Below are 24,257 nucleotides of genomic sequence, written 5' to 3'. Positions count from 1 at the left end.
GGTCAGGCTTGCCTTAGCTGCACGGTGTTCCACGTCACTCCATCTGCTGGGACGGGCTTGGGACAGGATGAACGCGTGCACACCGTGGATCACCTGGAATCGCTCTGCGCGCGAGCATGGCCCGCCCTGACCGAAGTTCCGCTAGGAGACTGGTCGATGCGCGCCGCCGACAGGTTCACCGGCCGCGCGAACAGCACGCTGACCTGCGGTGATCCCGGAATGCCTGTTCCGGACGCGTTGGCCCTCGCCGAAGGGTTCGCGCGGGAGCACGGCATCAAACCCACCGCGCACGTGGTGAACGGGTCGAGCTGCGAACGAGCGATCCGCGACGCCGGCTGGATCGTCGACCTCGATCACCCCGGTGGTGCGGAGTCGCTGGTGATGACCGGTCCGCTGGAGAAGTTCGCCGACGGCGCGACGGAAAGCCGTGACCTTCCCGGATGGTGGGAACTCACGGCCGGATCCGAGGTTTCCGCCGCACAACGACACGTGCTCGGTTCCAGCGAGGTCGTGTGCTTCGCGAGTCTCACCGAGGACGGCACCGAGAACGACACCGTGGTCGCGGCCGTGCGGGGTGCCGTCGTCGAGGACGTGCTGCACGTCGCCCGCCTCGCCGTGCGGCCGTCACACCGCCGCAAGGGCCTGGCGCGGCAGCTGATGGGCGAGCTGGCGGGCTGGGGGCTGCAGCAGGGCGCCACGACGTGCGTGCTGCAGGTGGCCGAGCACAACTCGGCGGCGATCGGGCTCTACACCGACCTCGGCTGCACCGAGCACCACCGCTACCGCTACTGGGTGCCCGCGGGCTCGTAGCGGCCGGGCCGGTTGGCCGCGTTGCGCGCCATCACGGCCCCCAACGCCACCGCACCGGTCAACGCGCCGCCCGCGAGCATCAGCAGGCCGCGCCAGTCCTGCAGCAGCACGACCGTCTCCCTGGTGCTGCCGGGTTCGGCGTAACCGAAGATCATGATCGTCAGGAACCAGGTGATCAGCGGCAGCGCGGCGGTGAAGACGTGCTCGGAGACCGAGGCCGCCCACTGCACCAGCAGCGGCGTGGTGAGGGCGGCCGCGGCGATCATGACGGGGAACGGGAAGTCGCCCAGCTTCGGCAGCAGCGTGCCGTCGAAGCGAAGCGGCAGGAACATGGTTTCCAGCACGGCGAGCGCTGCTGCCTCGACGCACAGAAGCAGCAGCAGGAACACTCGCACGCTACCGATCACCCAGTCCTCCGAACAGATCTGTGGCCGCGCCGTCCGCGGAGCCCTTGGCCAGCACGTAGAACTCGGCGCCGACCAGGGGCTGCGCGATGTTGTTCGACAACGCGTACCCGCCGTCCCACACACTGACCTGCGTCGAGTGTGCACGCAACGCACGGCGCTTGGCCGTCAGGTGCTCGGACACGTCCACAACCGTTGTGATCTCTTCATCCGGCGTCACCGGCAGCTCGCCCGGCTCGGGCAGCCGGAACGCCTCGGGAACGTTCTCCAGCGCGGCCACACCGGCGTTCGTGGCGTCGCGGGACGTCACCGCGTAGAAGACCCGCTCGACGTCCGAGACCTGGGCGCACGCGGCCACGGTGATCTCGTGCGCGCGGATGTGGTCCGGGTGGCCGTAGCCGCCGAACGCGTCGTAGCTCACCACGACCTGCGGCTTGACCTCGCGCAGGATCTCGACCAGCTGGGCGGTCTGGTCTTCCAGCGCGCCCTGGATGAACGCGCGCGGGTGGGCGTTGGACGGCACGTCGACCATGCCGGAGTCGCGCCACCTGCCGATGCCGCCGAGGAACCGGTGGTCCGTCACACCGAGCGCGGCGCACGCTGATCTCAGCTCGCCCACGCGGTACCCGCCCAGCTGGTCGGCGGCGTCGGCGGCCAGGTGCGCCAGCGCGGGCGGGATGATCTCGCCCTCTTCCCCCAGTGTGCAGGTGACGACGGTGACGTGCGCGCCCGCGGAGGCGTAGCGCGCGATGGTGCCGCCCGTCCAGAGACTCTCGTCGTCCGGGTGGGCGTGCACGAAGAGCAACCGTGGTGGGGCAGTCAGCGTCACCGGAAAAGAGTAAAGGCTGTGTGAGCAGCGCACGCCCCGGAGGTCGTTTTGTCGATGAAGGGTGCTTTCATCCACCTCGGATGGATGAAAGCACCCTTCACCGTGACCGCTAGACGAGTGAGCGTTCCTCGGCGAAGTGGCACGCGGACAGCGTTCCGTCCGGTCCACCCCGCAGTTCCAGCTTCGGTTCTTCGGTGGCGCAGATGTCCTGGGCCTTCCAGCACCGGGTCCGGAACCGGCAGCCCGACGGCGGGTTGACCGGCGACGGCACGTCACCGGTCAGCACGATCCGCTGACGCTTGCGCTCCTGCTTGGGATCCGGCATCGGCACCGCGGACAGCAGGGCCTGCGTGTACGGGTGCATCGGCCTGGTGTAGATGGCCTCGCGCTCGCCCATCTCGATGATCTTGCCGAGGTACATCACCGCGACGCGGTCCGAGATGTGCCGCACCACCGACAGGTCGTGCGCCACGAACAGGTACGCCAGCCCGAGCCGTTCCTGCAGCTCCTCCAACAGGTTCACGACACCGGCCTGCACCGAGACGTCCAAAGCGGACACCGGCTCGTCCAGCACCAGGAACCGCGGGTTCAGCGCCAAAGCGCGCGCGATGCCGATGCGCTGCCGTTGACCGCCGGAGAACTCGTGCGGGTAGCGGTTGCGGTGCTCGGGATTCAGGCCGACGAGCTCCATCAGCTCGTTGACCCTCCGCTGCACGCCACCTTCGACACCGTGGATCCGCAACGGTTCCGCGATGATGTCGTTGACCTGCCACTTGGGGTTCAGCGACGCGTACGGGTCCTGGAAGACGATCTGGATGTCCTTGCGCAACGGCCGCAGCTGCTTGTTGCTCATGGCCGTGAGCTCACGGCCCTCGAACTTCACCGAGCCCGAGGTCGGCTTGTGCAGCTGCAGGATCGCGCGCCCGGTCGTGGACTTGCCGCAACCGGACTCGCCGACCAGACCGAGCGTCTCACCGGCGTGCAGCGCGAACGACACACCCGACACGGCCTGCACCGTGCCGATGCTGCGCGGGATGATCCCCTTGCCCCGCACGGGGAATTCCTTGACGAGGTCGGTGACCTCCAGCAACGGCGTGGTCACTTCGCCTCCTCATCGGACAGTTCAGAAGCCAGATCTCCGTGCACAGCGGTCACTTCGAGCGAGTTGTCGGGCTCAGCCTCGGCGAACACCGCCGGGTTCTCGATCGAGCCGATCTCCTCGTGCAGGAACAACCGCTGCGGCGCCTCGATCGTCGCCAGGTGCTCCCAGCGGTGGCACCGCGTCGTGTGGTTCGCGGCGCCGGCCTCCTCCAGCAGCGGTTCCCACTCGTGGCACACGTCGGCGACGAGCGGGCAGCGCGGCGAGAACGAGCAGCCGGTCGGCAGGTTCACCAGCGACGGCGGTGCGCCCTTGATCGGGGTGAGCCGCTTGCCCAGCGTGGCCGGGTTCGGCACCGAGCCCAGAAGTCCCACCGTGTAAGGCATTCGCGGGCGTTCGAAGACGTCGTCGACCGGGCCGGACTCGACCACGGTGCCGCCGTACATCACCTGCACGCGGTTGACCATGCCCGCGACCACGCCGAGGTCGTGCGTGATCATGACGATCGCCGCGTCGGTCTCGGACTGGATGCGCAGCATGGTGTCGAGGATCTGCGCCTGCACCGTCACGTCGAGCGCGGTGGTCGGCTCGTCCGCGATGATCACGCTGGGGTCGTTGATGATCGCCATCGCGATGACCACGCGCTGCCGCATGCCACCGGAGAACTCGTGCGGGTACTGGGCCGCGCGCTTGTCCGGCTGCGGGATGCCGACCAGCTCCAGCGCTTCGACCGCCTTGGCCCACGCCGCCTTCTTGGAGACGTCGTGGTGCGCGCGATAGGTCTCAGCGAGCTGCCACCCCACGGTGTAGACGGGGTTCAGCGACGTCATCGGGTCCTGGAAGATCATCGAGATGTGCTTGCTGCGGAACGGCTGCATCTGCTTGTAGGTGCGGCCGTTCAGCTCCTCACCGCGGTAGCGGATCGAGCCTTCGATGATCGCGTTCTTGGGCAGCAGGCCCATGATCGCCATGGAGGACACGGACTTGCCGGAGCCCGACTCGCCGACGATCCCCAGCACGTCGCCGGAGTTGAGGTCGAACGAGACGTCGCGCACCGCCCGGACGTCGCCGTCGTCGGTCGGGAACGTGACCGACAGGTTCCTGACCGAGAGCAGCGGTGCGGTGGTGGCGCTGTCGTCGGAGGGCAGGAAGTCCTCCGACAGTTCGGAAACACTCGTCATCAAGCACGCACCTTCGTCTGCCTCGGGTCGAACGCGTCGCGCAGACCGTCACCGATGAAGTTGACGGCCAGGGAGAGCGACACGAGCACGATGAACGGACCCCAGAACAGCCACGGCCGGTTCAGGAACTGCCCGTAGTTCTCCAGCACGATCACGCCGAGCGAGGTGTCCGGGGGCTGAACTCCCAGTCCCAGGAACGAAAGCGCGGCCTCGGTGAGCACCGCGGTCGCGACCGCCAGCGTGGCGTTGACCGTGATGCTGCCGATCATGTTCGGCACCAGGTGCTTGAAGATGATCCGCGACGTGGTGGCGCCGCACGCCCGTGCCGCCTCGACGAACTCCCGCTGTGCCAAGGAAAGCGTCTCGCCGCGGGTGATGCGGGCGATCTGCATCCACGCGAACGCCGAGAGCACCAGAGCGACGACGTACCAGCTGCCGGAGAACCCCTTGACCACGATCGCGGCGACCGCGATCTGCGGGATGATCAGCAGCAGGTCGACCAGGCGCATCAGCGCCGCGTCCACGAACCCGCGCAGATATCCCGCCAGCGCACCGAAAACGACGCCGATCGCGGTCGCCAGCGCGGCCACGATCAACGCGATCTGCAGCGAGTAGCCGGTGCCGCGCATCAGCAGCGCCAGCATGTCCTTGCCGACCTGCGTGGTGCCGAGCGGATGCGCGCCGCTCATCGGCAGGTACGACTTGCTGGACACGTCCTCGAAGTCGTAGGTCCAGATCAGCGGGCCGAGGAACGCGAACAGGACGAGGAAGACGAACACGCCGAGGCTCACCATGGCGAGCCGGTGGCGCAGGAAGCGCCGCAGGACGAGCTGCCCCTGCGTGCGCGTCTTGGTGGCGTCGAACTCGTGCGAGTCGGACCGGGGAGCGCTGTTCACCACGCCGCCCTCGGACGCCAAGTTGATGTTAGCCAAGGCGAATCCTAGGGTCGAGGATGCCGTACACGATGTCGGCGACCAGGTTGAACAGCACGATCAGCGTCGCGGTTACCGCGAGCCAGCCCATCAGCATCGGCGGGTCGAACTGCCGCACCGAGCTCACCAGCAGCGTGCCCATGCCGGCCCAGCCGAACACCGTCTCGGTGATGATCGCGCCGGACAGCACGGCACCGAAGTTCAGCGAGAACAGCGTGGCGACCGGGATGAGCGCGTTGCGGAACGCGTGCTTGAAGATCACCCGGCTCTGCGAGATGCCCTTCGCCCGCGCGGTGCGCACGAAGTCCGAGTGCAGGATCTCCAGCATCGAGGCGCGTTCGAACCGGCTGTACGCGGCGAAGCTGATCAGCATCAGCGCGATCGTCGGCAGCAGGAACGTGCCGGTGTACTTGAAGATCACGTCACCGAAGCTGCCGCTGAAGCCTCCCGGCCGCGGCCCCGCGGTGGTGAGCCAGCGCTGCAGCCCCATCGACTCCAGCACGTTGTTGAACTGGATGCCGTAGTTCTTCACGATGACCGCGACGCAGAAGATCGGCATCGAGAACATCAGGAACGCCGTGCTGGTGGCGAGGTAGTCGAAGAGCGAGTACTGCCGCACGGCGGCGAGCACGCCGACCGCGACACCGAGGGTCAGCGCGAGCAGTTCCGCGCCGATGACGAGCCGCCCGGTCGTCCACAGCGCTTCGGTGACGGCCGGGAAGACCTCGGTCTTGGCCTGGCCGAGGGCGATGCTCTTCCCCCAGTCACCGGACACGAAGTCGGTGAGCCAGTTCCAGTAGCGGACCACGACCGGCTTGTCGAGGCCGAGGGAGATCTCGGCGGCCTTGATGTCGGCTTCGGTGACGTTGGGCCGGAATCGCATTTCCGCCAAGGGGTTGCCGGCGGTGGCGACGAGGACGTAACAGGCGAAACTGCCGATCAGCAGGATGGGTATGGAGATCAGCAGGCGCCGGATGATGTAGCGGATCACGACGAGCTCCTAGGGGAAACCCGGCCCGGGCGGGGCCGGACTCGTGGTCCGGCCCCGCCCGGTCAGGCGTTAGTGCACTTTCAGGGCGCACTTCAGGCACTTCAGACGAGCACGGTCACTTGGTCTGCCACTCGTTGGCGTCCCACAGCGCACCGAAGTAGCTCTGGAAGTACACGCGGTCGAGTCCCTTGAAGGCCCACATGTTCGGCATCTGGAACAGCGGCAGCGAGAGGTACTGCTCGGAGAGCGCCACGTCCGCGTCGGCGAAGTACTTCAGCGAGTCGGCGATCGACGTCTGCGAGACAGCGGTCTTCAGGGCCGCGTCGGCCTTCGGCACGCTCCAGTTGGACCAGTTCTGGCCACCACCGGTCTCGTAGATCGACTTCTTCGGGCTCTTGAACGGCGAGCCGGACCACGCGAACAGCGCGACGTCGTAGTCGCCCTTCGAGACGCGCTCGTCGAGGAAGTTCGCGTCGGTGTCGTCCTTGACCTCGATGCCGGCTTCCTTGCACTGGCCCTGGATCAGCTCGACGGTCTGCTTGCGGCGCGGGATGTCGGTGTGGCTGATCCGGAAGGAGGCACGCACACCGTCCTTCGCGAACACGCCGTCGGCACCCTGCGTCCAGCCCGCGTCGCCGAGGATCTTCTTCGCCGCGGCCGGGTCACCCTTGGCCTTGTCGGCGTAGTTGTCCTTGTAGCCCTCGTCCTTCGGGAAGAAGAGCAGGCTGCCCAGCGGCTTGGCGTCGGACTGGACCTCGGTGATGAGCTTGTCGATGATGTCCTGGCGCTTGACGCACATGAAGAACGCCTTGCGGATCTCTTCCTTGGCCAGCACCGGGTTCTTCATCTGCAGGTCGAGGTGCTCGAACGACAGACCGGGACCGGAGCCGAACGTGACGCCCTGGGCGTTGAGGCTCTTGAGCTTCGTCGCGGCGTTCGCGTCGGGCTGGGCCATGGAGTTGACGGCGACCTCACCGTTCTCCAGCGCCTGCGCCTGCGCGACGGGGTCCGGGATCGCCTTCAGGATGATCTTCTTGGGGCCACCGGGCTTGCCGGCCCACATCGGGTTGCGCTCCAGCGTCACCGACTGGTTCGGCTCGAAGCCGGTCAGGACGTAGGGGCCCGCACCCGGCATGAGGTCCTTGCTGAAACCGTTCCACTTCTCGTTCCAGAAGTCGGCGACCTTCTGGATGTCCGCGGCCGGGCTGTCCTTCGTGATCTTGGTGATGTCGGCGACACCGGTCGCCTTCTCGAGGATGTGCGCCGGGAGGATGTCCGTGTTGAACATGTCCTCGTAGTCCGGGTACGGCTCGGAGAACGTTCCGACCAACGTCTGGTCGTCCTTGCACTGACCGGTCATCAGGTCGTAGCCGGTGGTGCTGGCCGGCTTGAAGTACTTGCCGCCGTCAGCCTTCTTCGCCTGCTCGCTCTGCGTGAACCACGCCATGTAGAGGTCGTCGCAGTCCCAGGCCTCGCCGTCGGACCACTTGACGCCCTTCTTCAGCTTCCAGGTCACGACCTGCGGAGACTTCGAGGTGACCTCGACCGACTCCATGACGTCCTTGTTCAGGATGACCTTGTTGTTGCCGTTGATGATGTGCGCACCCGGCTGCACGAGAACCAGCGCGAACGTGTTGTAGGACTGGTTGGCGTCCTCGGTCGCGTTGTTGTACGAGGTGAACGGTTTGTCCGTCGACACCACGACCTGGTCGCTCTCCTTGGTGTCCGGCGCGGTGTAACCGTCCGCGGACTCACCGCGGGCCGTCGCCATCCCCGCGATGCTGTTGTCACCAGCGTCGGAGTTGTTGGTACCGCCACCGCCACCGCAGGCACCCAGCACGAGAGCCGCGCTCGAAATCAGCGCGATCGCCGGAATTGCTTTGGTTCTCCTCATCGACACGTGCCCTCCTAGCACTGGGCGGCCGTGGCCAGATCGGCATGCACGCCCATGACCGAGATGTGCCTTACGCGCCCCGAACCGGCACATCGTGGGCAGCACGGTAAGAACCCGTCGAGGCGGCGGTCACTACCTGGGAGGGCGATCGTGACCCAATGGAGACACCTTGTAGCGCGCCGCGATGGCCCGATTACCGGGCGAATGCGTTCGTTGACCGGGCACCGGGAATTCTGTCAACGAGGGCCGCCGAACGTAGCAACGACCGATCGGCGCGCGCAACGGGTTTTCCCACCCGCCGGCTACTTGTCGAGCCTCCGCCATTCGGGTGCCTCGCTCAGCACACCGGCCAGCGGCGCCCCGGTGTCCACCCCGGATACTGTTGGCAGCACACCAAGAAGGTCCACTACCTGGAACAACGGCAACGCGACCGCCTGCGCCTGGATCTGCGGCTCGATCCGCGCGAGCGCGTCGCTGAGGAGCACCTTGCCGTTGAGCGCGGCGTCGATGTCGGCCTGGATCGCCGGGTCGCAGAAGCCGGCCGGGTTCTGCGGGCTCGGCGTGCCCCCGTCCGGCGCGTCACCGGCACACCCGTAGGTGCTCGCGAGCCCGGCCGCCGAGTCGCCGGCGTCGACGCGCGGCACGACCGCGATGTCGACGTCCTTGCCGAGCAGCTGCTTGCTGAAGAGGTCCTCGGCGTTCGGGGTGACGACCTCGGCGGAGATGCCGCGGTCCTCCAGCTGCGCCTTGACCCGGTTGGCGATGCCGACGTACGGCTCGACCTTGTCCGGTGCCGCGATCCTCAGCTTGAGCGGTTTGCCGGCCTTCTCCCAGACGTTCTGCGCGTTGCGGGCGTACCCGGCCTCGGTCAGCTGCTGGTCACTGGCGGCGGCGTTGAGCGTGTTGCCCTGGATCGTCGGCTGGTACCCGGCGCGGCTCGGCGGCACCACGTACGAGTCGGCCCGGTACTGCGCACTCGGCCCGCTCTGCGTGCCGGACGCGATCAGCGCGTCCCGGTCCAGCGCGTTCAGAACCGCCTTGCGGGTCTTGATGTCCTTGAGCTGGTCGGTCTCCGGCCGGAGCAGCACCTGCGCGACCTCGTTGCGCGGCACGGGTTTCGTGGTCAGGCCCTGGACCGCCTTGAGCAGGTTCACGTCCGCCGCGTCGGCCCGCAGCAGTGCGGCCTGGTTGTCGCCTTTGGACAGTGACTCGGCCATGGCGCTGTGCGTGGCACGGCGGATCACCACCCGGTCCAGCGTGGTCGGCGCCTCCCAGTACCGGTCGCTGCGCTCCAGCACGACCTCCCCGCGCGGCTCGTCCAGGCTGCGCACCTGGAACGGCCCCGCGGTGGCGGGGAAGTTGGTGGCCAGCACGTTCGACCACGTCCCCGGCGCGTCCTTGAGCAGATGGGCCGGGAGGAGGTTCGCGAAGAGGCTCCGCCAGCCGGGGAACGGCTTGCCGAACGCCACCTCGACGACCTTGCCGCCCTCACGCGCGCTCACGTTGTTGATGAGCCGGTAACCCGCCGGATCCACAACACCGGGCTCCACGCGCATACGCTGCCACAGGTAGTAGAAGTCCTCGGCGGCGATCGGAGCGCTGTCCGACCAGCTCGCGTCCTTGCGGATGGTGTACGTGACCGTGAACGGTTCGGCCTTGGTGACCTTCGCACTCACCATGAGGTTGCGGTCGAGCTGCGGCGCGCCATCGGGTCCGGGGCGGAAGACGCTGGGCAGCAGGAGGGAGCTCAGCGCCGTGGTGATGGGACTCTGCGCCGCGAGCGAGTGCGGGTTGTAGCCGCCCGCCACGTCGTCCACGCCGACCACGATCTCGGTGACCTTGGGCCCCGTGGTGGTGATGACCGGCGCCTCGGACTTCGCGACCAACGGCGGAGGCGGCGCGTTCGTGCACGCCGCGGTGCCGCACAGCACGGCAGCGGCCAGCACTCCCCCGAGTCGCCTCATGGTCCTCACACTGCCAGAAGGGTGGTGGCGGCGTCCGGGCAACCCAGGTTTTGTCACCCGCGCCACTTGGTGGACGTGGCTGGGCAGGGCCGGGTTGCTCGACACCCTGGGTAGTACGGCTCACCTGGTCGGGTGGTTCGGGGTGGGGGTCGCCGATTCTCAGCAGCCGAAACGCCTCCGCCGCGCCAATCCCCCCGCCCACCCGCCTTCCACCCTGTTGGCGACCGCCACGCGGGGCCCTCCCGTACTCCAGGAGAGTACGAAAGCTCCCCGCGTGCACTCAGCGAGCCGCGTGCACCCGCCGCGGGGTCCGCACGCCGGACGCTCCCCCACCCCAGCACGCTCGCCACCGCGCCCATCCACCACGCCCGCTCACCGCACCCCTGGCGACCACCACGCGGGGACCCCCCGTACTCCAGGAGAGTACGAAAGCTCCCCGCGTGCACTCAGCGAGCCGCGTGCACGCGCCGCGGGGTCCGCGTGCCGGCTCTTTTGCCCCGGACACGACGAAGGGCGGCCAGGCCGCCAGGCCCAGCCGCCCCGTCAGGCGTTCAGCAGCGGAAACTCAGCCGCGCTGCTTCAGGCGCGAACGCTCGCGGCCGCGCAGGTTCGCGTCCAGCGTGACCTTGCGGACGCGGACGACCTCGGGCGCGACCTCCACGCACTCGTCGAAGGCGCAGAACTCCAGCGCCTCCTCCAGCGAGAGCTTGCGGGGGCGGGCCAGGGTCTCCATCACGTCGGCCGTGGAGGAGCGCATGTTGGTGAGCTTCTTCTCGCGGCACACGTTCACGTCGAGGTCCTCGGCGCGCGGGTTCTCGCCCACGACCATGCCCTCGTAGGTGTCGGCGCCGGGCTCCACGAAGAACGTGCCGCGGTCGGCCAGCTGGATCATGGCGTAGGCGGTGATGGAGCCCGCGCGGTCGGCGACCAGGGAGCCGTTGTGGCGGGTGCGGATCTCGCCCGCCCACGGGCCGTAGCCCTCGGAGACGGCGTTGGCGATGCCGGTGCCGCGGGTCTCGGTGAGGAACTCCGTGCGGAAGCCGATCAGGCCGCGCGACGGGACCACGTAGTCGAGCTTGATGCGGCCCGTGCCGTGGCCCGACATGTTCTCCATGCGGCCCTTGCGGTTGGCCAGCAGCTGCGTGACGGCGCCGAGGTGCTCCTCGGGGCAGTCGACGGAGAGGCGCTCGAACGGCTCGTGGACCTTGCCGTCGACCGTGCGGGTGACGACCTGGGGCTTGCCCACGGTCAGCTCGAAGCCCTCGCGGCGCATCTGTTCGACGAGGATGGCCAGCGCCAGCTCGCCGCGGCCCTGGACCTCCCAGGTGTCCGGGCGCTCGGTCGGGAGGACGCGCACGGACACGTTGCCGACCAGCTCGGAGTCCAGGCGGGACTTGAGCAGGCGGGCGGTGAGCTTGGTGCCGCCGTTGCGACCGGCCAGCGGCGAGGTGTTCACACCGACGGTCATCGAGATCGCGGGCTCGTCGACGGTGATCCGCGGCAGGGCCTCGGGCGCGTCGGCGTCGGCCAGCGTGTCGCCGATGGTGATGTCCGGGATGCCGGCGATGGCGACCAGGTCACCGGCGCGGGCGACCTCGGCCGGGATGCGCTCGAGGGCCTCGGTGATCAGCAGCTCGGTGATGCGGACCTTCTGCGGCTCGCCGTCGGCGCGGCACCACGCCACGGTCTCGCCCTTGCGCAGCGTGCCGCGGTGGATGCGGCACAGCGCGATGCGGCCGAGGAACGTCGAGGCGTCGAGGTTCGTGACCAGCGCCTGCAGCGGGCCGTCGACCTCCACCGTCGGGGCGGGGATGTGCTCGAGCAGCACCTTGAACAGGGTGTCGAGGTTCTCCTCGTCCGGCAGGCCGCCGTCCTCCGGCTGGGTCAGCGACGCACGGCCGGCGCGCGCCGAGGCGTAGACGACCGGCAGGTCCAGCACGGACTCGTCGGCACCCACCTCGGTGGCCAGGTCGAGCAGCAGGTCGTGGGCCTCCTCGACGACCTCGGAGATCCGGGCGTCGGGGCGGTCGACCTTGTTGACCAGCAGGATCACCGGCAGACCGGCGGCCAGCGTCTTGCGCAGCACGAACCGGGTCTGGGGCAGCGGGCCCTCGGAGGCGTCGACGAGCAGGACGACACCGTCCACCATCGACAGCGCGCGCTCGACCTCACCACCGAAGTCGGCGTGGCCGGGGGTGTCGACGACGTTGATGATCACGTCGCCGTCCGGCGTGTGCCTGCGCACAGCCGTGTTCTTGGCGAGGATCGTGATGCCCTTCTCACGCTCGAGCTCACCCGAGTCCATGACCCGGTCCACGAGCTCGGCACGCGCGGAGAAGGCGCCGGACTGGCGCAGCATGGCGTCGACCAGGGTGGTCTTGCCGTGGTCGACGTGCGCGACGATCGCAACATTTCGCAGGTCGGTGCGCGTCTGAAGGGCAGACGCGGTGGCCGTGGGCACGCAGAACTCCTAGAGCTTCGAAGGCGTTGGAGGGGCTCGCGCCGGACACGTCGATGCGCACAGCCGTACACCAGAGTACCGGCCGCGTCGGCATTACCACACAAGAGTGCCTAGTGAAGTGAGCCTCACCTACTCTAGTGACACGGTGTCGGAGTGGGGGAACCAGTGGGCAAGAAGCTCAAGAAGAAGTGCTGCCGGTCGAAACCCCAGTGCAAGCGCTGCCCGGTCCCCTTCCTGCTCAAGGAACGGGACAAAGCGCGCAAGAAGGCGGCGAAGAAGGCCGCGAAGAAGGCCCTCAAGGCAGCGTGATCCGGCACTCGCTGGAGAGAGCAGGGAGACCGACTGGCCGGCACTGCGTGCTCAAGCTCACAGCGACACGGCGGACGCCGAGCGACCCGTCGACACCTACCGCGCGATCAACGAGGCCATCGCGGCCCTCGGCAACCCGCACACCGTCCTGCTCGTCTCACCCGAGGGAGGCGCGCCGGAATCGATCCGCACCGCCCCCGACGGCCGGTTGCGCGACGGCCAACAGCAGCTTCGAACTGCCGGACGGGGCGCGGCTCGCGATCACCACCGCGTACCTGGCCGACCGCACCGGCAGGACGTACGGCAACACGCCGATCGCCCCGCTCACACACGCCGACAGGTACGACGCGCTCGACGCGGCGATCGAACGGCTCGGCTCCAGGCGCTAACCCTGCAGCACGGCCTCGTTCAGCTTCATGAGCTCCGGCGCCGTCCGCGTCGCCTCGAACTCGCAGATCTCGTACTTCACCAGCTTCTGCTCCGCCCACGGGTCCGTGGCGAGCAGCGCTTCGAGCTTGCCGCGGGGCATGGGCCGCGTGATGATCACGCCGCCGGTCCTCGGCACCTGACGCCCTGAGGCGAGGAACAGCCCTCGCTCGTACTGCTTCTCGACCCACTCGCGGTGGTCGGGGAGGGCGTAGTCGATCTGTTCCAGTGGCGCGACGTACTTCAGCAGCACGATGAACATCCTTCAAAGGTAGTCCTATACTGGTGATCGTGCGCACTCTGAACACCCTCTGGTGGGCCGCTTTCAGGCGGCCGGAGTAGCAGTGCGCTGACGCACCCACAGGCCGCCCGGGACGGGCGGCTTTTTTGTGCGTTTCGTCCGGGCGGTCCTTCACGAAAGGACCAACGACATGATCCGGCTCTCCGCCATCACGCCCTCCGGCCAGGTCCACTTGGGCAACTACCTGGGCGCGCTGCGGACGTGGGCACGCGAGGGCACGCCCGACGACGTGTACTTCATCAGCGACCTGCACGCGATGACGTCGTCGCACAACCCGCAACGTCTGCGATCCCTGACGCGCGAGCAGTTCGCCGTGCTGATCGCGAGCGGGATCGCCCCGGAGAGCACCTGCGTCCAGAGCGACCTGATCCGCGAACTGGGGGCGCTCAACTGGGTGCTGGAGTGCACCTGCACGTACGGGGAGGCCGCGCGCATGATCCAGTTCAAGGAGAAGTCGCTCGGCCGCGACTCCGTGCGCCTCAGCCTGCTCACCTACCCGGTGCTGATGGCCGCGGACATCCTGTTGCAGGGCACGGCGGAGGTCCCGGTCGGCGAGGACCAGCTCCAGCACGTGGAACTGGCCCGCGCGCTCGCCCGCCGCTTCAACCACGCGTACGGCGAGGCGTTCATCGTCCCGACGGCCGTGGTGCCGAAAGTGGGTGCACGCATCAAGGATCTCTCGGACCCGGCGCGCAAAATGGACAAGTCCGCACAGAACTCCGCGGGCGTCGTCTTCCTCCTCGACGAGCCGGACCTGGTGCGCCGCAAGGTCCGCCGCGCGGTGTCGTCGACCGAGGGCATCGCGAACCTGACCGAGATCCTCACCTCGTGCACCGGCAAGGAACCGGAGGACTACACGAGCAGGTTCGCCGACCTCAAGAACGTCGTGGCCGAAGCGGTGATCGAGGAGCTCCGCCCGGTCCGCGACCGCACGCTGGAGCTCCTCGCCGACCCGGCGGAGCTGGACCGCATCCGCAAGGCGGGCGCGGAAAGGGCCCGCGACCGCGCCCAGCACCGCCTGAACGCGGCTCTGCGTCTCTCAGGTCTCAGTTGAGGAGCCGCTGAAGGGCGGGCACCAGCACCCGGTCGGCGGGCAGCCAGTCCACGCCGGGCAGCTCGTCGGCGGTGAGCCACCGGACAGCGTTGTGCTCCAACGCTTCCGGCTCACCGCCGCCGAGCTGGGCCGCGTAGATCCGCAGGACCAGGTCCTTCTTCAACGGCACGTCCGGCCCGACCTGCTCACCGACCACGACGGACACACCGAGCTCCTCCACGCACTCGCGCACCAGCGCGTCCTCGGGCTTCTCGCCGGCCTCGACCCGCCCTCCGGGCAGTTCCCACTGCCCCGCATGGCTTTCCGGGTAGGACCGCTGCTGGGCCAGCAACCGTCCACTCCGGACGATCGCCGCTCCGACGACCACTCGTGCCGCGCTCAGCTCCTGGCACCGCCGCGCCAGCAACGCCGACCGCTTCTCCAGCACCCGCAACGCCATCCCGCGCCCGACCGTGACGTCCGCGAACCGCCCGACCACGCCGCCGACGGTCGTCCAGCTCACCCGGTCGATCACCATCGTCCCGGCCCCGGTGACCACGAGATCCGTGTGCAGCTCCAGGAAGTCACCGGCCGCCGACACCCCGGACAGATCAGCCCGCGTGACCGTCAGCTCGACCCCGAACGGCCCGGTGAGCACGTCCCCGAGGCACAGCAGGGGACCGGGCACCTTCACCCCGAACCCGGTGATCAACGCGGTGTCCAGCAGGGCACCGGCAACAACGGCAACAGGCGCGTCGACCAGCGCCGACGCTCGCAACTCTGGCACTGAGGTTGCCTACCAGGACGGCCAGCGGATCTCCAAACGCGCACCACCGGCAGGCGACTCCGCGGCCCGCACCGACCCGCCCCGCCGTTGCACGAGATGCGCCACCAGCGCGAGCCCGAGCCCGAACCCACCCGACGCCCGCCCGCGGTCCTCCTCGACGCGGTGGAACCGGTCGAACACCTTCGCCCGGTGCTCCACGGGAATCCCGTGCCCGTCGTCGTCCACGAGCAACCGCACGTCCCGCCCGACCGGCACCAACGTCAGCGTGATCGTCGAGTACGCGTACCGGGCCGCGTTGCGCATCAGGTTGTCCAGCACCAGCTCGACCTCGGACCTGGTCGCCGCCACCAGGCACGCCGACGGCGGCGCGTTCAACCGCACCAGCAGCTCCGTGTCGAGCCGGGCGATCGCCGCCTCGGCCTCCAGCACCAGGTCCACCGCCTCGGCCCGGGGCGGTGCCGCGGTGTCCGCGCGAGCCAGGATGAGCAACGAGTCCACCAGCGCGCTGAGCCTGATCGACTCCTCGACCACCGACTCCAGCACCTCGATCGAGAAGTCCGGATCGGGATGCGCCACCGCGACCTCGGCCTGCGCCCGCACCGACGCCACCGGTGACCTCAGCTCGTGCGCCGCGTCCCCGGTGAACCGCCGCAACCGGTCCGACGCCTCGTCCCGCCGCGCCAGCAACGCGTTGAGCGCCTCGGCCAGCGCCTGCAGCTCGTCCCGCGACGGCGGCACCGGCAACCGCTCCCCGTGCGGCAGCTCCCCGGCCGCCACCCGCATCCGTTCCACGGGCCGCAGCGACGACCGCACCGACAGCCAGGTGGCGATCCCCACGAACCCGGCCACGAGCACCGCCGCCACCGCGAGCCACCGGGTTCCCAGCGTGTTGGCCTTCTCGTACCCGAGCAACGTGCTGCCGTACACCTCGAGCCGCGGCGTGCCGTCCCCGGTGAACACCACGTGCCCCCGCCACCGCTGCGCGGAGGCCCCTTCCAGCCGCAGCACCGGTTCCCCGGCCTTCAACGTCCGGATGTCCTGCGCCGTCAACGGAAGCGGCGGTTTCCCGTCCACCGGCACCCCGGACACGTCCAGCACCCGCGGCGGCGCCTTGGCCAGCTCCTGGTCCACCGCGGTGATCTGGATGAGCCCGATCAACGCCGGCGCCAGCCCCGTGAAAGCCAGCAGGCACAACAACGCCACCCCGGTCGCCACCACGGTGATCCGGAAGCGCAAGGTGCGCCGGAACCACCAGCGGCGAGGACTCACTTGTTCCCCAACGCGTTGTCGAGGTCCGGAGTGGACGCGATGTACCCGTGCCCCCGCACGGTCCGCACGACCTCCCCCGCCCCGACCGCCTCCAGCTTGCGCCGGAGGTACCCGACGTAGACCTCGACCGCGTTCCGCGTGGCCGCCTGCTCGTCACCCCAGACGGTCCGCAACAGCTCGTCCTTGGTCACCACCGACCCGGCGCGCGACGCCAGCACGTCCAGCACCGCGTACTCCCGCGGGCTCAGCGACACGTCCTGCCCGGCCCAGCTGACCTCGCGCAACCCGCGGTCGATGACCAGGTCCCCCAACGTCAGCCTCCGCCGCGCCCCGCCCCCGCGCCGCAGCAACGCCCGGACCTGCGCCACCAGCACCACGAAGCTGAACGGCTTCACCAGGTACCCGTCGGCGCCGAGATCCAGCCCGTCCGCCTGGTCGATCTCCCCGTCCTTCGCCGACACCATCAACACCGGCGTCCGCACCCCGTCGGCCCGCATCCGCTGCAACACCCGGTACCCGGACAGCCCGGGCAGCATGATGTCCAGCAGCACCACGTCGAACGCCCCGGTCAACGCCACCCGCAACGCCGTGGGTCCGTCGGAGGCCGTGACGACCTCCATCCCCTCGGCCGCCAGCCCGCGCTCCAACGCCCGGCGCACGCCGACTTCGTCGTCCACGACCAGCACTCGAGGCTTCACACCGCACAGCATGCCGCGCTCTCGGCTCCGCCGCCCGCAAGATCTCAGCCGACTCTCAGCAACGCTTCGAAAACCGCCACCGGCAGGCACAAAACCGCTGGTGGAACTAGTCTCAGCACCATCTCAGCAACCCACCACCAAGCTGGACCCACAAGCCCTTGGAGGAGGGGACAGAAGAATGAACAAGCGAAAGGTGACCCTGGCCGCGGCAGCGGCCGGTGTGCTCACCGGAGCGGCAGGCCTCAGCCTGCTCGCCATGCCCGCAGGCGCTGGCCAGCCACCATCCCTGCCGACCGTCTCCCCGGAAACCCTGGTGGAGCAGGTCCTGACCGCGAAGCCGGGCGCGTTCGGCGGCACCGTGGAGGTCGACAACAAGCTCGGTCTCCCGGCCATCGCCGAGATCCCGCAGCTCGCCGACGGCAAGCACAGCGCGCGGATCTGGACGGACGGCAACGACAAGTTCAGGCTCGCGCTGCCCAACGGCCAGTCCGAGCAGACCGTCGTGAACGACGGCACCACCGTGTGGTCGTGGAACTCGGCGGACAACGAGGTGACGAAGTCCGAGGGCTTCGACCGGCTCGGTTCCGTCAAGCCGGAGGCCGCCGAGCAGAAGGCGGCCGACCCGGCCACCGCGGCCAAGGAGATCATCGGCAAGACCAAGGAGTTCAGCGACATCACGGTCGACGGCACGGCCCGCGTGGCCAACCGCGCGGCCTACGAGCTGGTGCTGACGCCGAAGGCCACCGAGAAGACCCTGGTCCGCGAGGTGCGGATCGCGGTCGACTCCGAGCTGAAGATGCCGCTGCGGGTCGCCGTCCTCACCAACGGCACCGCGGAACCGGCGGCCACCGTCGGCTTCAGCCAGATCGACGTGGGGCCGCAGGACGCGAAGCTGTTCGAGTTCACGCCGCCGGCCGGCGCCAAGGTCACCACGCCGGAGGCCAAGGAGAAGCAGCAGAAGCACCAGCGGCAGCCGGAGCTGGGGCTGGAGCAGGCGCTGCGGGGTGAGAACCCGCAGGTCTTCGGCAGCGGCTGGGACACGGTCGTCGGGGCGAGGATCCCGGCTGAGGCCATGACCAAGGTGCCGGCCGAGGCTCAGGGGCTGGTGGACCGGTTCACGAAGAAGGTCAGCGGCAGCTGGGGCAGCGGCAAGCTGTTCAACACCAAGGTCGCCACGATCCTGATCGCGGACGACGGCCGCGTGGCGGCGGGTGCCGTGCCCGAGCAGGTGCTGTTCGACACGATCGGACAGGTGAAGTGACCACCTCGACCAGCGCGCCGGTGACGACGGAGAAGCCGACCGCCGTCGCCGCGCGGACCAGGGGTCTGCGCAAGGAGTACGGGAGCACGGTCGCCGTCGACCGCGTCGACCTGGAGCTGCCGGAGGGGGCCGTGCTCGGCATGCTCGGCCCCAACGGGTCGGGCAAGACGACCACGATCCGCATGCTGCTCGGGTTGGTGCGGCCGACCCAGGGGGAGATCGAGCTGCTCGGCAAGCGTCTTCCCGACGGGGCCGAGCAGGCGCTGCCGCACGTGGGCGCGCTGGTCGAGGGTCCGGGGTTCCACCCGTTCCTCAGCGGGCGGGAGAACCTCGTCAGGTGTGCCGCGTTCGAACCGCTGCTGCGGAAGCGCGACATCAAGCAGGCGGTCGAGGACGCGCTCGAACGAGTCGGGCTCGCCCAGGCGGCCCACCGCAGGTACCGGGGCTACTCGCTCGGCATGAAGCAACGTCTCGGCCTGGCCGCGGCGTTGCTCGTGCCGCGCAAGCTGGTCGTGCTGGACGAGCCGACCAACGGCCTCGACCCGGCGGGCACGCGCGAGATCCGCAAGATCATCGCCGACCTGCACCGCCAGGGCACCACGGTGCTGGTCTCCAGCCACCTGCTCAGCGAGGTCGAGGCGACCTGCACGCACGTCGCCGTCCTGCACCGCGGAACCGTGGTGGCGCAAGGGGAACTGACCGAGCTGCTGCAGGCGGGCGGCTCGGCGCTCCAGGTGATCACCCCGGACGTGGAGACCGCGCTGAGCGCACTGCGCGGCGCCAAGATCTCCGCCCGCCCGCTCGGCGAGGGACTGCGGGTGGAGCTCGCCGGAACCAGCGCGCCGCAGGTGATCGAGACGCTGGTGAAGGCCGGTGTCGGGGTCTACGAGGCGACGAGGTGGAAGACCGGTCTGGAGGAGCTGTTCGCGCGGCTCACCGAGGCCGAGGAGGCCGAGCGCGGAATGTCCTCTGTGGACACGCTGGACGGGGGACCGCGATGATCGCGCGTCAGTTCGGTTCCGAGGTGCGGTGGATGCTGCGCCGGCCGCGGACCATCATCGGGTTGTTCGGGCTGGTCCTGGTGCCGATCATCATCAGCTTCGGCATCTGGGCCGCGGGCGACAGCGGCGGCGGACCCGGTCTCGCCGCGATCCTGCAGGGCAACGGCCTGGTGGTGCCGATCTTCACGCTGTTCCTGTCGCTCAACCTGCTGCTGCCGCTGGTGGCGTCGATCTGGGCGGCGGACGGCCTCGCGGGCGAGGCGCAGCACGGCACGTTGCGCGGCCTGCTGGTCGCGCCGGTGTCACGGGTGCGGCTGCTGTTCGTGAAACTGTTCGGGCTCACCGCGATGTCGCTCTTCGCCGTCACGCTGATGGCGGTCGTGGGCATCATCGCCGGCACGGCGTTCCTGGGCACCAACGGCATGGTGACGCTCACCGGGACGACGTTGACCACCGGCGAAGGCCTGCTGCGCATCGCGTTGTTCATCGTGCTCGTGACGTTCCAGATGGTGTCGATCGGCGCGGTCGCCCTCGCCGTCAGCGCGACCACCGAGCACCCGCTGGTGGTGCAGGCGGCGACGATGACGACGATCATCGTGTTCCAGGTGCTGGGGCAGTTCTCCTCGCTGGACTGGCTGCACCCGTTCCTGATCACGACCGGCTTCCCCGGCCTGGTCGACGTGATGCGCGACCCGATCCCGCCCGACCAGATCTGGAACAGCACGCTGCTCGCGGGCTGCTACCTGCTGATCGGCACGGGGCTGGCGGCGATCCGCCTGGTCACGAAGGACAGCTGAGCGCCGCGCGCAGCTTGTCGGCGTAGGCCCAACGCTGCTCGCCGGTGGCGAACCCCGGTAGCGGCTTCGACCCGTACAGGTCGTCGCCGTCGTACCGCGGGAACACGTGGACGTGGTAGTGCCACGCGTCCTGGCCACCGGCGGGCTCGTTGTGCTGACGGGTCGAGATGCCGTCGCAGCCGTACGAAGCACGCATCGCGATGGCGATCTCGCGGACCACGTCGTGCACCGCGTGTCCGTACTCGGCGGGAAGCTCGTAAATGTTCTCGTGGTGCGCGTTGGGGATCACGAGCACATGGCCGTGGTTGTTCGGCCACCAGCCAGATGCCACGAACGCCGTCGCCCGGTCGGTCTGCAGCACGATGTCGCGCGGACTGTCGATCTCGGTCTCCCCACCGGCCAGCAGGAAGCAGAACGGGCACTCGTACCCGGCCGGTTCGTGGGACGTCGTCACCGGAAGCCGCCCTCGCTGTTGATCACCTGACCGGTGATCCACTCGGCGTCGTCGGTGCACAGCCAGGAGACCAGCCGGGCGGCGTCGTCCGGCTCGCCCCAGCGCCCCAGCGGCATCCGCTCCCGCACCCACTCCCTCGTCTCCTCGTTCGCGTAACCGGTGTCGGTCGGGCCGGGGTTCACGGCGTTGATCGTGATCCCCCGCCTGATCAGGTGGTGCGACAGCGTCGACATGATGCCCACCAGCGCGCCCTTCGACGCCGCGTACGCGACCTCGTTCGGCATCGGTCCCAGGTTCTGCCCGGAGGTCATGAACACGACCCGCCCGCCGCGCGCGCCGTCGTGCTGACGCGCAAACGCTTGCGTCAGCAGGATCGACGACCGCGTGTTCACCGCGTAATGCTGGTCGAGCATGGCCGCGTCCAGCTCGCCCAACGGCCCGTCCGACCCGCTGAGCGCGTGGTTGCACACGAGCACGTCGACGCGCCCGTACGCCTCGACCGCGGCGGCCACGAGCCGGTCCGGCGCGTCCGGCTCGGTCAGATCGAGGCCGAGGTGCCGCACGCGACCGCCGATGCCCGCGATGACGTCTTCGATCGAGTCGGCGCCCCACGGCTGCGAAGCGTCGTGCGACACGTGGTGCTGCACGAACAGATCCGCGCCCAACGACGCCAGCCGCCGTGCGATCGCGTACCCGATGCCCTGCCGCCTGCTCACGCCCGTGACGAGCGCGACTCGTCCATCAAGAGATCCCATAGGACCCCCAGCTAACCGATTCGGGCAACGCCGTCCAAGTCAATTTGGAGCCGCACGCGGTCGCCCACCGACACCGGTCCGACGGCCTCGTACTCGTCGCCGTCGATCTCCACGAGCAACCGCACGTGATCACGCCGATGCACCCGCTCCAGCACCGTGCCCTCCAACGGCCCGGAGTCGTCCACCCGCAGCGCCGTGGCCCGCAACCCGACCCGCGCGACGTCCAGCCCGACGAACGAGCCGGGCACGAACTTGTTGCACCCCAGGAACTTCGCGGTCTCCACGTCGACCGGCGACGACCACACCTCTGCCGGCGGTCCGACCTGGACGATCCGGCCGCGCGACATGATCGCCACCCGGTCGGCCAGCGTGAACGCCTCGTCGTGGTCGTGCGTCACGACCAGCGCGGTCGTCGCGGCCTCGCGCAACAACCGCGCCAGGTCGACCGCGAGCTGCTCCCGCAACGCCCGGTCCAGCGCCGACAGCGGTTCGTCCAGCAGCAACAACCGAGGTGAGGGAGCCAGCGCCCGCGCCAGCGCCACCCGTTGCTGCTCACCACCGGACAGCTGCGTCACGCGCCGGTCCGCGTAGCCCTCCAGCCCGACGAGCTCCAGCAACGACAGCACCCGCTTCTCGCGTTCCTCGCGGTCCACCCCGTGCATCCGCAGGCCGAAACCCACGTTCCCCGCCACCGACCGGTGCGGGAACAGCTGCCCGTCCTGGAAGACGAGCCCGAACTCGCGCCGGTGCACCGGAACGCCGGCCAAATCCGAGGAATCCCATCGCACCGAACCGGAAGACGGCTTCTCCAGCCCGGCGATCGTGCGCAGCAACGTCGACTTCCCGCAGCCCGACGGCCCCAGCAGAGCCACGACCTCGCCGTCCGCCACCGACAGCGACACGTCCGACACCGCGGTCGTCTGTCCATAACGGACGGTGATCGAGCCGAGCTCCAGCGCCATCAGAACTCCCCGCTGCTCGGCACGCGCAACCGTTCGATCAGCAGCACGCACCCGACCGTGACGACCATCAGCAGCGCGCACGCCGCGTAGGCCATCTGACTGTTCAACTCCCCCGGCCGCGCCATCAACCGCGCGATCACCACCGGCAACGTCGGCGCGTCCGGCCGCGCCAGGAAGCTCGTCGCCCCGAACTCCCCCAGCGCCACGACGTACCCGAACCCGGCCGCCGCCACGAGCGACCGCCCGACCAGCGGCAGGTCCACCTCGCGCCACACCCGCACCGGCGAGGCGCCCAGCGTCGCCGCCGCCTGCCGCAGCCGTTCGTCCACGGCCCGCAACACCGGCAACACCATCCGCACGATCAACGGCGTCACCACCAGGGCCTGCGCCAACGGCACCAGCAGCGGCGAGGTCCGGAAGTCGCCCGGCAACGCGTCCATCGTCACCAGGTACCCGAAACCGACCGTCACCGCCGACACGCCCAACGGCAGCATCAACGCCGTGTCGAGCACCTCGGCACCGCGCGAACCCGACCGCCGCAACCCGACCAGCACCACCGCCGAGAACACCCCGACCACCAGCGCCACCAGCGTCGCGTCGAACGCGGTCCGCACCGAGTTCACCGCCGCGTCGAGACCGGTCACCGCCAGCGTTCCGCGATCGCCGCGCGACGCCAGCGCCGCGTACCCGGCGAAGCTCCAACCGTCCCGGGTGGACAGTGACCGCGCCACCAGCCCGACGACCGGCGTCAGCAGCGCCACCACGACCACGACCGCCGCGGCGACCACGTACCACTCACCACCGGACGGCCGTCGCGCCAGCTCTTCCCTGCCGCGCAACGCCAACGCGGTCTCCCGCCGACGCCGGGCCAACGCCCCCAGCACGAGCACCGCCAGCACCGCGGCGAACTGCAGCAACGACAACGCCGCCGCCCCGGACAGGTCGAACAGCTCGACCGTCCGCAGGTAGATCTCGGTCTCCAAGGTCCGGTACCGCGACCCGCCCAGCACCAGCACAACTCCGAAACTCGTGGCGCAGAACAGGAACACGACCGCCGCCGCGGACCCGATCGCAGGCGCCAACGCCGGCAGCACGACCGACGCGAACGCCCGCGGCCGAGAAGCCCCGAGCGCCCGAGCCGCGTCCTCGGCCCGCCGATCCGTGTGCGCCCACAGCCCGCCCACGGTCCGCGCGACCACGGCGACGTTGAAGAACGCGTTGGCCAGCACGATCGGAAGCACCCCGCCGTCCGGCCAGAACGTCCGGAACGCCAGACCCACCACCACGGTCGGCAGCACGAACGGCACCATCACGGCCGCGCGCACGATCCCGAGGCCGCGCAACCGGCACCGGGCCAGCACGAACGCCACGGGCAACCCGGCGACCACCGCGACGAGGGTCGACGCGGCGGCCTGGCCGAGGGTGAAGCCGACGAGCTGCCAGGTCTCGGCGGAGAACAGCGCCTCGGCGACACCGCCCTTGCGGAAGCCGAGCGAGACGATCGCGAGGACCGGCCAGGCGAAGAAGAGCGCGAGGAAGGCCAGCGGCAGCAAGGAGGCCGCCGACCAGCCAGAACGCGCCGAGATCAGGCCTCCCGCCGCCGGCGCCCGGCCAGACCGCGCCACCATCAGGCCTCCCC

General features: G+C 69.4%; 23 protein-coding genes. 6 read left to right on the top strand and 17 right to left on the bottom strand.

Annotated features, from left to right (window positions below; all coding sequences use genetic code 11):
- Positions 1 to 24 precede the first annotated feature (24 nt).
- Positions 25 to 810 carry a GNAT family N-acetyltransferase gene (locus ACWEIJ_RS27945; protein ID WP_449840206.1) on the top strand — a complete coding sequence of 262 codons (786 nt, stop codon included), beginning with the start codon at positions 25 to 27 and terminating at the stop codon, positions 808 to 810.
- Here the strand turns inward: ACWEIJ_RS27945 and ACWEIJ_RS27940 are convergent.
- The 9 genes from ACWEIJ_RS27940 to typA form a co-directional block, all read right to left on the bottom strand.
- Positions 786 to 1,217, bottom strand: a complete 432-nt coding sequence (locus tag ACWEIJ_RS27940; RefSeq protein ID WP_449840205.1) for a hypothetical protein — start codon at positions 1,215 to 1,217, stop codon at positions 786 to 788. The two genes, ACWEIJ_RS27945 and ACWEIJ_RS27940, sit on opposite strands and share 25 nt — an antisense overlap.
- Positions 1,207 to 2,043 carry an N-acetyl-1-D-myo-inositol-2-amino-2-deoxy-alpha-D-glucopyranoside deacetylase gene (mshB, locus tag ACWEIJ_RS27935; protein ID WP_449840204.1) on the bottom strand — a complete coding sequence of 279 codons (837 nt, stop codon included), beginning with the start codon at positions 2,041 to 2,043 and terminating at the stop codon, positions 1,207 to 1,209. The genes ACWEIJ_RS27940 and mshB overlap by 11 nt, the downstream gene beginning before the upstream one ends.
- Before the next feature lie 109 nt (positions 2,044 to 2,152).
- On the bottom strand, positions 2,153 to 3,145 hold the full coding sequence (locus ACWEIJ_RS27930) for an ABC transporter ATP-binding protein (RefSeq protein ID WP_449840203.1): 993 nt from the start codon (positions 3,143 to 3,145) through the stop codon (positions 2,153 to 2,155).
- The gene (locus ACWEIJ_RS27925; RefSeq protein ID WP_449840202.1) at positions 3,142 to 4,323 is read right to left on the bottom strand and encodes an ABC transporter ATP-binding protein; all 1,182 of its coding nucleotides are present in this window, start codon (positions 4,321 to 4,323) and stop codon (positions 3,142 to 3,144) included. Before ACWEIJ_RS27925 ends, ACWEIJ_RS27930 begins: the two co-directional genes overlap by 4 nt.
- Positions 4,323 to 5,219 (bottom strand): ABC transporter permease, encoded by an 897-nt coding sequence (locus tag ACWEIJ_RS27920; RefSeq protein ID WP_449840317.1) that lies wholly within the window; start codon positions 5,217 to 5,219, stop codon positions 4,323 to 4,325. Before ACWEIJ_RS27920 ends, ACWEIJ_RS27925 begins: the two co-directional genes overlap by 1 nt.
- Positions 5,220 to 5,247: 28 nt before the next feature.
- Positions 5,248 to 6,246: an ABC transporter permease gene (locus ACWEIJ_RS27915; protein ID WP_449840201.1), complete on the bottom strand. Its 999-nt coding sequence runs from the start codon at positions 6,244 to 6,246 to the stop codon at positions 5,248 to 5,250.
- 115 nt (positions 6,247 to 6,361) lie between these two features.
- On the bottom strand, positions 6,362 to 8,140 hold the full coding sequence (locus ACWEIJ_RS27910; protein WP_449840200.1) for an ABC transporter family substrate-binding protein: 1,779 nt from the start codon (positions 8,138 to 8,140) through the stop codon (positions 6,362 to 6,364).
- A 302-nt stretch (positions 8,141 to 8,442) separates the two neighbouring features.
- Entirely contained in the window at positions 8,443 to 10,104 is a 1,662-nt protein-coding gene (locus tag ACWEIJ_RS27905; RefSeq protein WP_449840199.1) for an ABC transporter family substrate-binding protein, read from the bottom strand.
- Positions 10,105 to 10,669: 565 nt separating this feature from the next.
- Complete coding sequence (typA, locus tag ACWEIJ_RS27900; RefSeq protein ID WP_449840198.1) at positions 10,670 to 12,565, bottom strand: translational GTPase TypA; 1,896 nt, start codon at positions 12,563 to 12,565, stop codon at positions 10,670 to 10,672.
- Between the two features lie 153 nt (positions 12,566 to 12,718).
- Between typA and ACWEIJ_RS27895 the strand changes: the two genes are divergently transcribed.
- Positions 12,719 to 12,874 (top strand): hypothetical protein, encoded by a 156-nt coding sequence (locus tag ACWEIJ_RS27895; RefSeq protein WP_449840197.1) that lies wholly within the window; start codon positions 12,719 to 12,721, stop codon positions 12,872 to 12,874.
- A 385-nt stretch (positions 12,875 to 13,259) separates the two neighbouring features.
- Here the strand turns inward: ACWEIJ_RS27895 and ACWEIJ_RS27890 are convergent, their stop codons facing one another.
- Positions 13,260 to 13,562, bottom strand: a complete 303-nt coding sequence (locus ACWEIJ_RS27890; RefSeq protein WP_449840196.1) for a YciI family protein — start codon at positions 13,560 to 13,562, stop codon at positions 13,260 to 13,262.
- Between the two features lie 169 nt (positions 13,563 to 13,731).
- On the opposite strand from ACWEIJ_RS27890, the gene trpS reads away from it, so the two are divergent.
- A complete protein-coding gene (gene trpS / locus ACWEIJ_RS27885) occupies positions 13,732 to 14,655 on the top strand; it encodes a tryptophan--tRNA ligase (protein WP_449840195.1) in 924 nt (307 codons plus the stop codon).
- On the opposite strand, the gene ACWEIJ_RS27880 is transcribed toward trpS, so the two are convergent.
- From ACWEIJ_RS27880 to ACWEIJ_RS27870, 3 genes are read right to left on the bottom strand one after another with little or no spacing between them, the layout of a single operon-like run.
- Positions 14,648 to 15,421, bottom strand: coding sequence for a (deoxy)nucleoside triphosphate pyrophosphohydrolase (locus ACWEIJ_RS27880; RefSeq protein WP_449840194.1), 774 nt, complete (start codon positions 15,419 to 15,421; stop codon positions 14,648 to 14,650). The genes trpS and ACWEIJ_RS27880 overlap by 8 nt on opposite strands.
- Before the next feature lie 9 nt (positions 15,422 to 15,430).
- Entirely contained in the window at positions 15,431 to 16,690 is a 1,260-nt protein-coding gene (locus ACWEIJ_RS27875) for a sensor histidine kinase (protein ID WP_449840193.1), read from the bottom strand.
- On the bottom strand, positions 16,687 to 17,400 hold the full coding sequence (locus tag ACWEIJ_RS27870; protein WP_449840192.1) for a response regulator transcription factor: 714 nt from the start codon (positions 17,398 to 17,400) through the stop codon (positions 16,687 to 16,689). The genes ACWEIJ_RS27875 and ACWEIJ_RS27870 overlap by 4 nt, the downstream gene beginning before the upstream one ends.
- A 166-nt stretch (positions 17,401 to 17,566) precedes the next feature.
- On the opposite strand from ACWEIJ_RS27870, the gene ACWEIJ_RS27865 reads away from it, so the two are divergent.
- Genes ACWEIJ_RS27865 through ACWEIJ_RS27855 form a run of 3 tightly spaced genes read left to right on the top strand, consistent with a single transcriptional unit; the run spans position 17,567 to position 20,447 of the window.
- Positions 17,567 to 18,649 (top strand): LolA family protein, encoded by a 1,083-nt coding sequence (locus ACWEIJ_RS27865; protein WP_449840191.1) that lies wholly within the window; start codon positions 17,567 to 17,569, stop codon positions 18,647 to 18,649.
- Entirely contained in the window at positions 18,646 to 19,650 is a 1,005-nt protein-coding gene (locus tag ACWEIJ_RS27860; RefSeq protein ID WP_449840190.1) for an ABC transporter ATP-binding protein, read from the top strand. Before ACWEIJ_RS27865 ends, ACWEIJ_RS27860 begins: the two co-directional genes overlap by 4 nt.
- Positions 19,647 to 20,447, top strand: a complete 801-nt coding sequence (locus ACWEIJ_RS27855) for an ABC transporter permease (protein WP_449840189.1) — start codon at positions 19,647 to 19,649, stop codon at positions 20,445 to 20,447. Before ACWEIJ_RS27860 ends, ACWEIJ_RS27855 begins: the two co-directional genes overlap by 4 nt.
- Here the strand turns inward: ACWEIJ_RS27855 and ACWEIJ_RS27850 are convergent.
- The 4 genes from ACWEIJ_RS27850 to ACWEIJ_RS27835 are packed head-to-tail and all read right to left on the bottom strand — an operon-like array spanning position 20,431 to position 24,246.
- A complete protein-coding gene (locus tag ACWEIJ_RS27850; protein ID WP_449840188.1) occupies positions 20,431 to 20,901 on the bottom strand; it encodes an HIT family protein in 471 nt (156 codons plus the stop codon). The genes ACWEIJ_RS27855 and ACWEIJ_RS27850 overlap by 17 nt on opposite strands.
- Entirely contained in the window at positions 20,898 to 21,656 is a 759-nt protein-coding gene (locus ACWEIJ_RS27845) for an SDR family oxidoreductase (RefSeq protein ID WP_449840187.1), read from the bottom strand. Before ACWEIJ_RS27845 ends, ACWEIJ_RS27850 begins: the two co-directional genes overlap by 4 nt.
- 11 nt (positions 21,657 to 21,667) lie before the next feature.
- Positions 21,668 to 22,618: an ABC transporter ATP-binding protein gene (locus ACWEIJ_RS27840; protein WP_449840186.1), complete on the bottom strand. Its 951-nt coding sequence runs from the start codon at positions 22,616 to 22,618 to the stop codon at positions 21,668 to 21,670.
- Positions 22,618 to 24,246 carry an ABC transporter permease gene (locus ACWEIJ_RS27835; RefSeq protein ID WP_449840185.1) on the bottom strand — a complete coding sequence of 543 codons (1,629 nt, stop codon included), beginning with the start codon at positions 24,244 to 24,246 and terminating at the stop codon, positions 22,618 to 22,620. Before ACWEIJ_RS27835 ends, ACWEIJ_RS27840 begins: the two co-directional genes overlap by 1 nt.
- Between the last annotated feature and the right edge of the window lie 11 nt (positions 24,247 to 24,257).

The sequence above is a fragment of the Lentzea sp. NPDC004789 genome, from assembly GCF_053601075.1.
This window is presented reverse-complemented; position numbering and strand designations above follow the sequence as displayed.

Coding starts and splice junctions, on each gene's coding strand:
- ACWEIJ_RS27905 (WP_449840199.1), bottom strand. CDS start 10,104: ATGAGGCGACTCGGGGGAGTGCTGGCCGCTGCCGTGCTGTGCGGCACC.
- ACWEIJ_RS27855 (WP_449840189.1), top strand. CDS start 19,647: ATGATCGCGCGTCAGTTCGGTTCCGAGGTGCGGTGGATGCTGCGCCGG.
- ACWEIJ_RS27865 (WP_449840191.1), top strand. CDS start 17,567: ATGAACAAGCGAAAGGTGACCCTGGCCGCGGCAGCGGCCGGTGTGCTC.
- ACWEIJ_RS27840 (WP_449840186.1), bottom strand. CDS start 22,618: ATGGCGCTGGAGCTCGGCTCGATCACCGTCCGTTATGGACAGACGACC.
- ACWEIJ_RS27910 (WP_449840200.1), bottom strand. CDS start 8,140: ATGAGGAGAACCAAAGCAATTCCGGCGATCGCGCTGATTTCGAGCGCG.
- trpS (WP_449840195.1), top strand. CDS start 13,732: ATGATCCGGCTCTCCGCCATCACGCCCTCCGGCCAGGTCCACTTGGGC.
- ACWEIJ_RS27835 (WP_449840185.1), bottom strand. CDS start 24,246: ATGGTGGCGCGGTCTGGCCGGGCGCCGGCGGCGGGAGGCCTGATCTCG.
- ACWEIJ_RS27870 (WP_449840192.1), bottom strand. CDS start 17,400: ATGCTGTGCGGTGTGAAGCCTCGAGTGCTGGTCGTGGACGACGAAGTC.
- ACWEIJ_RS27925 (WP_449840202.1), bottom strand. CDS start 4,323: ATGACGAGTGTTTCCGAACTGTCGGAGGACTTCCTGCCCTCCGACGAC.
- ACWEIJ_RS27845 (WP_449840187.1), bottom strand. CDS start 21,656: ATGGGATCTCTTGATGGACGAGTCGCGCTCGTCACGGGCGTGAGCAGG.
- ACWEIJ_RS27890 (WP_449840196.1), bottom strand. CDS start 13,562: ATGTTCATCGTGCTGCTGAAGTACGTCGCGCCACTGGAACAGATCGAC.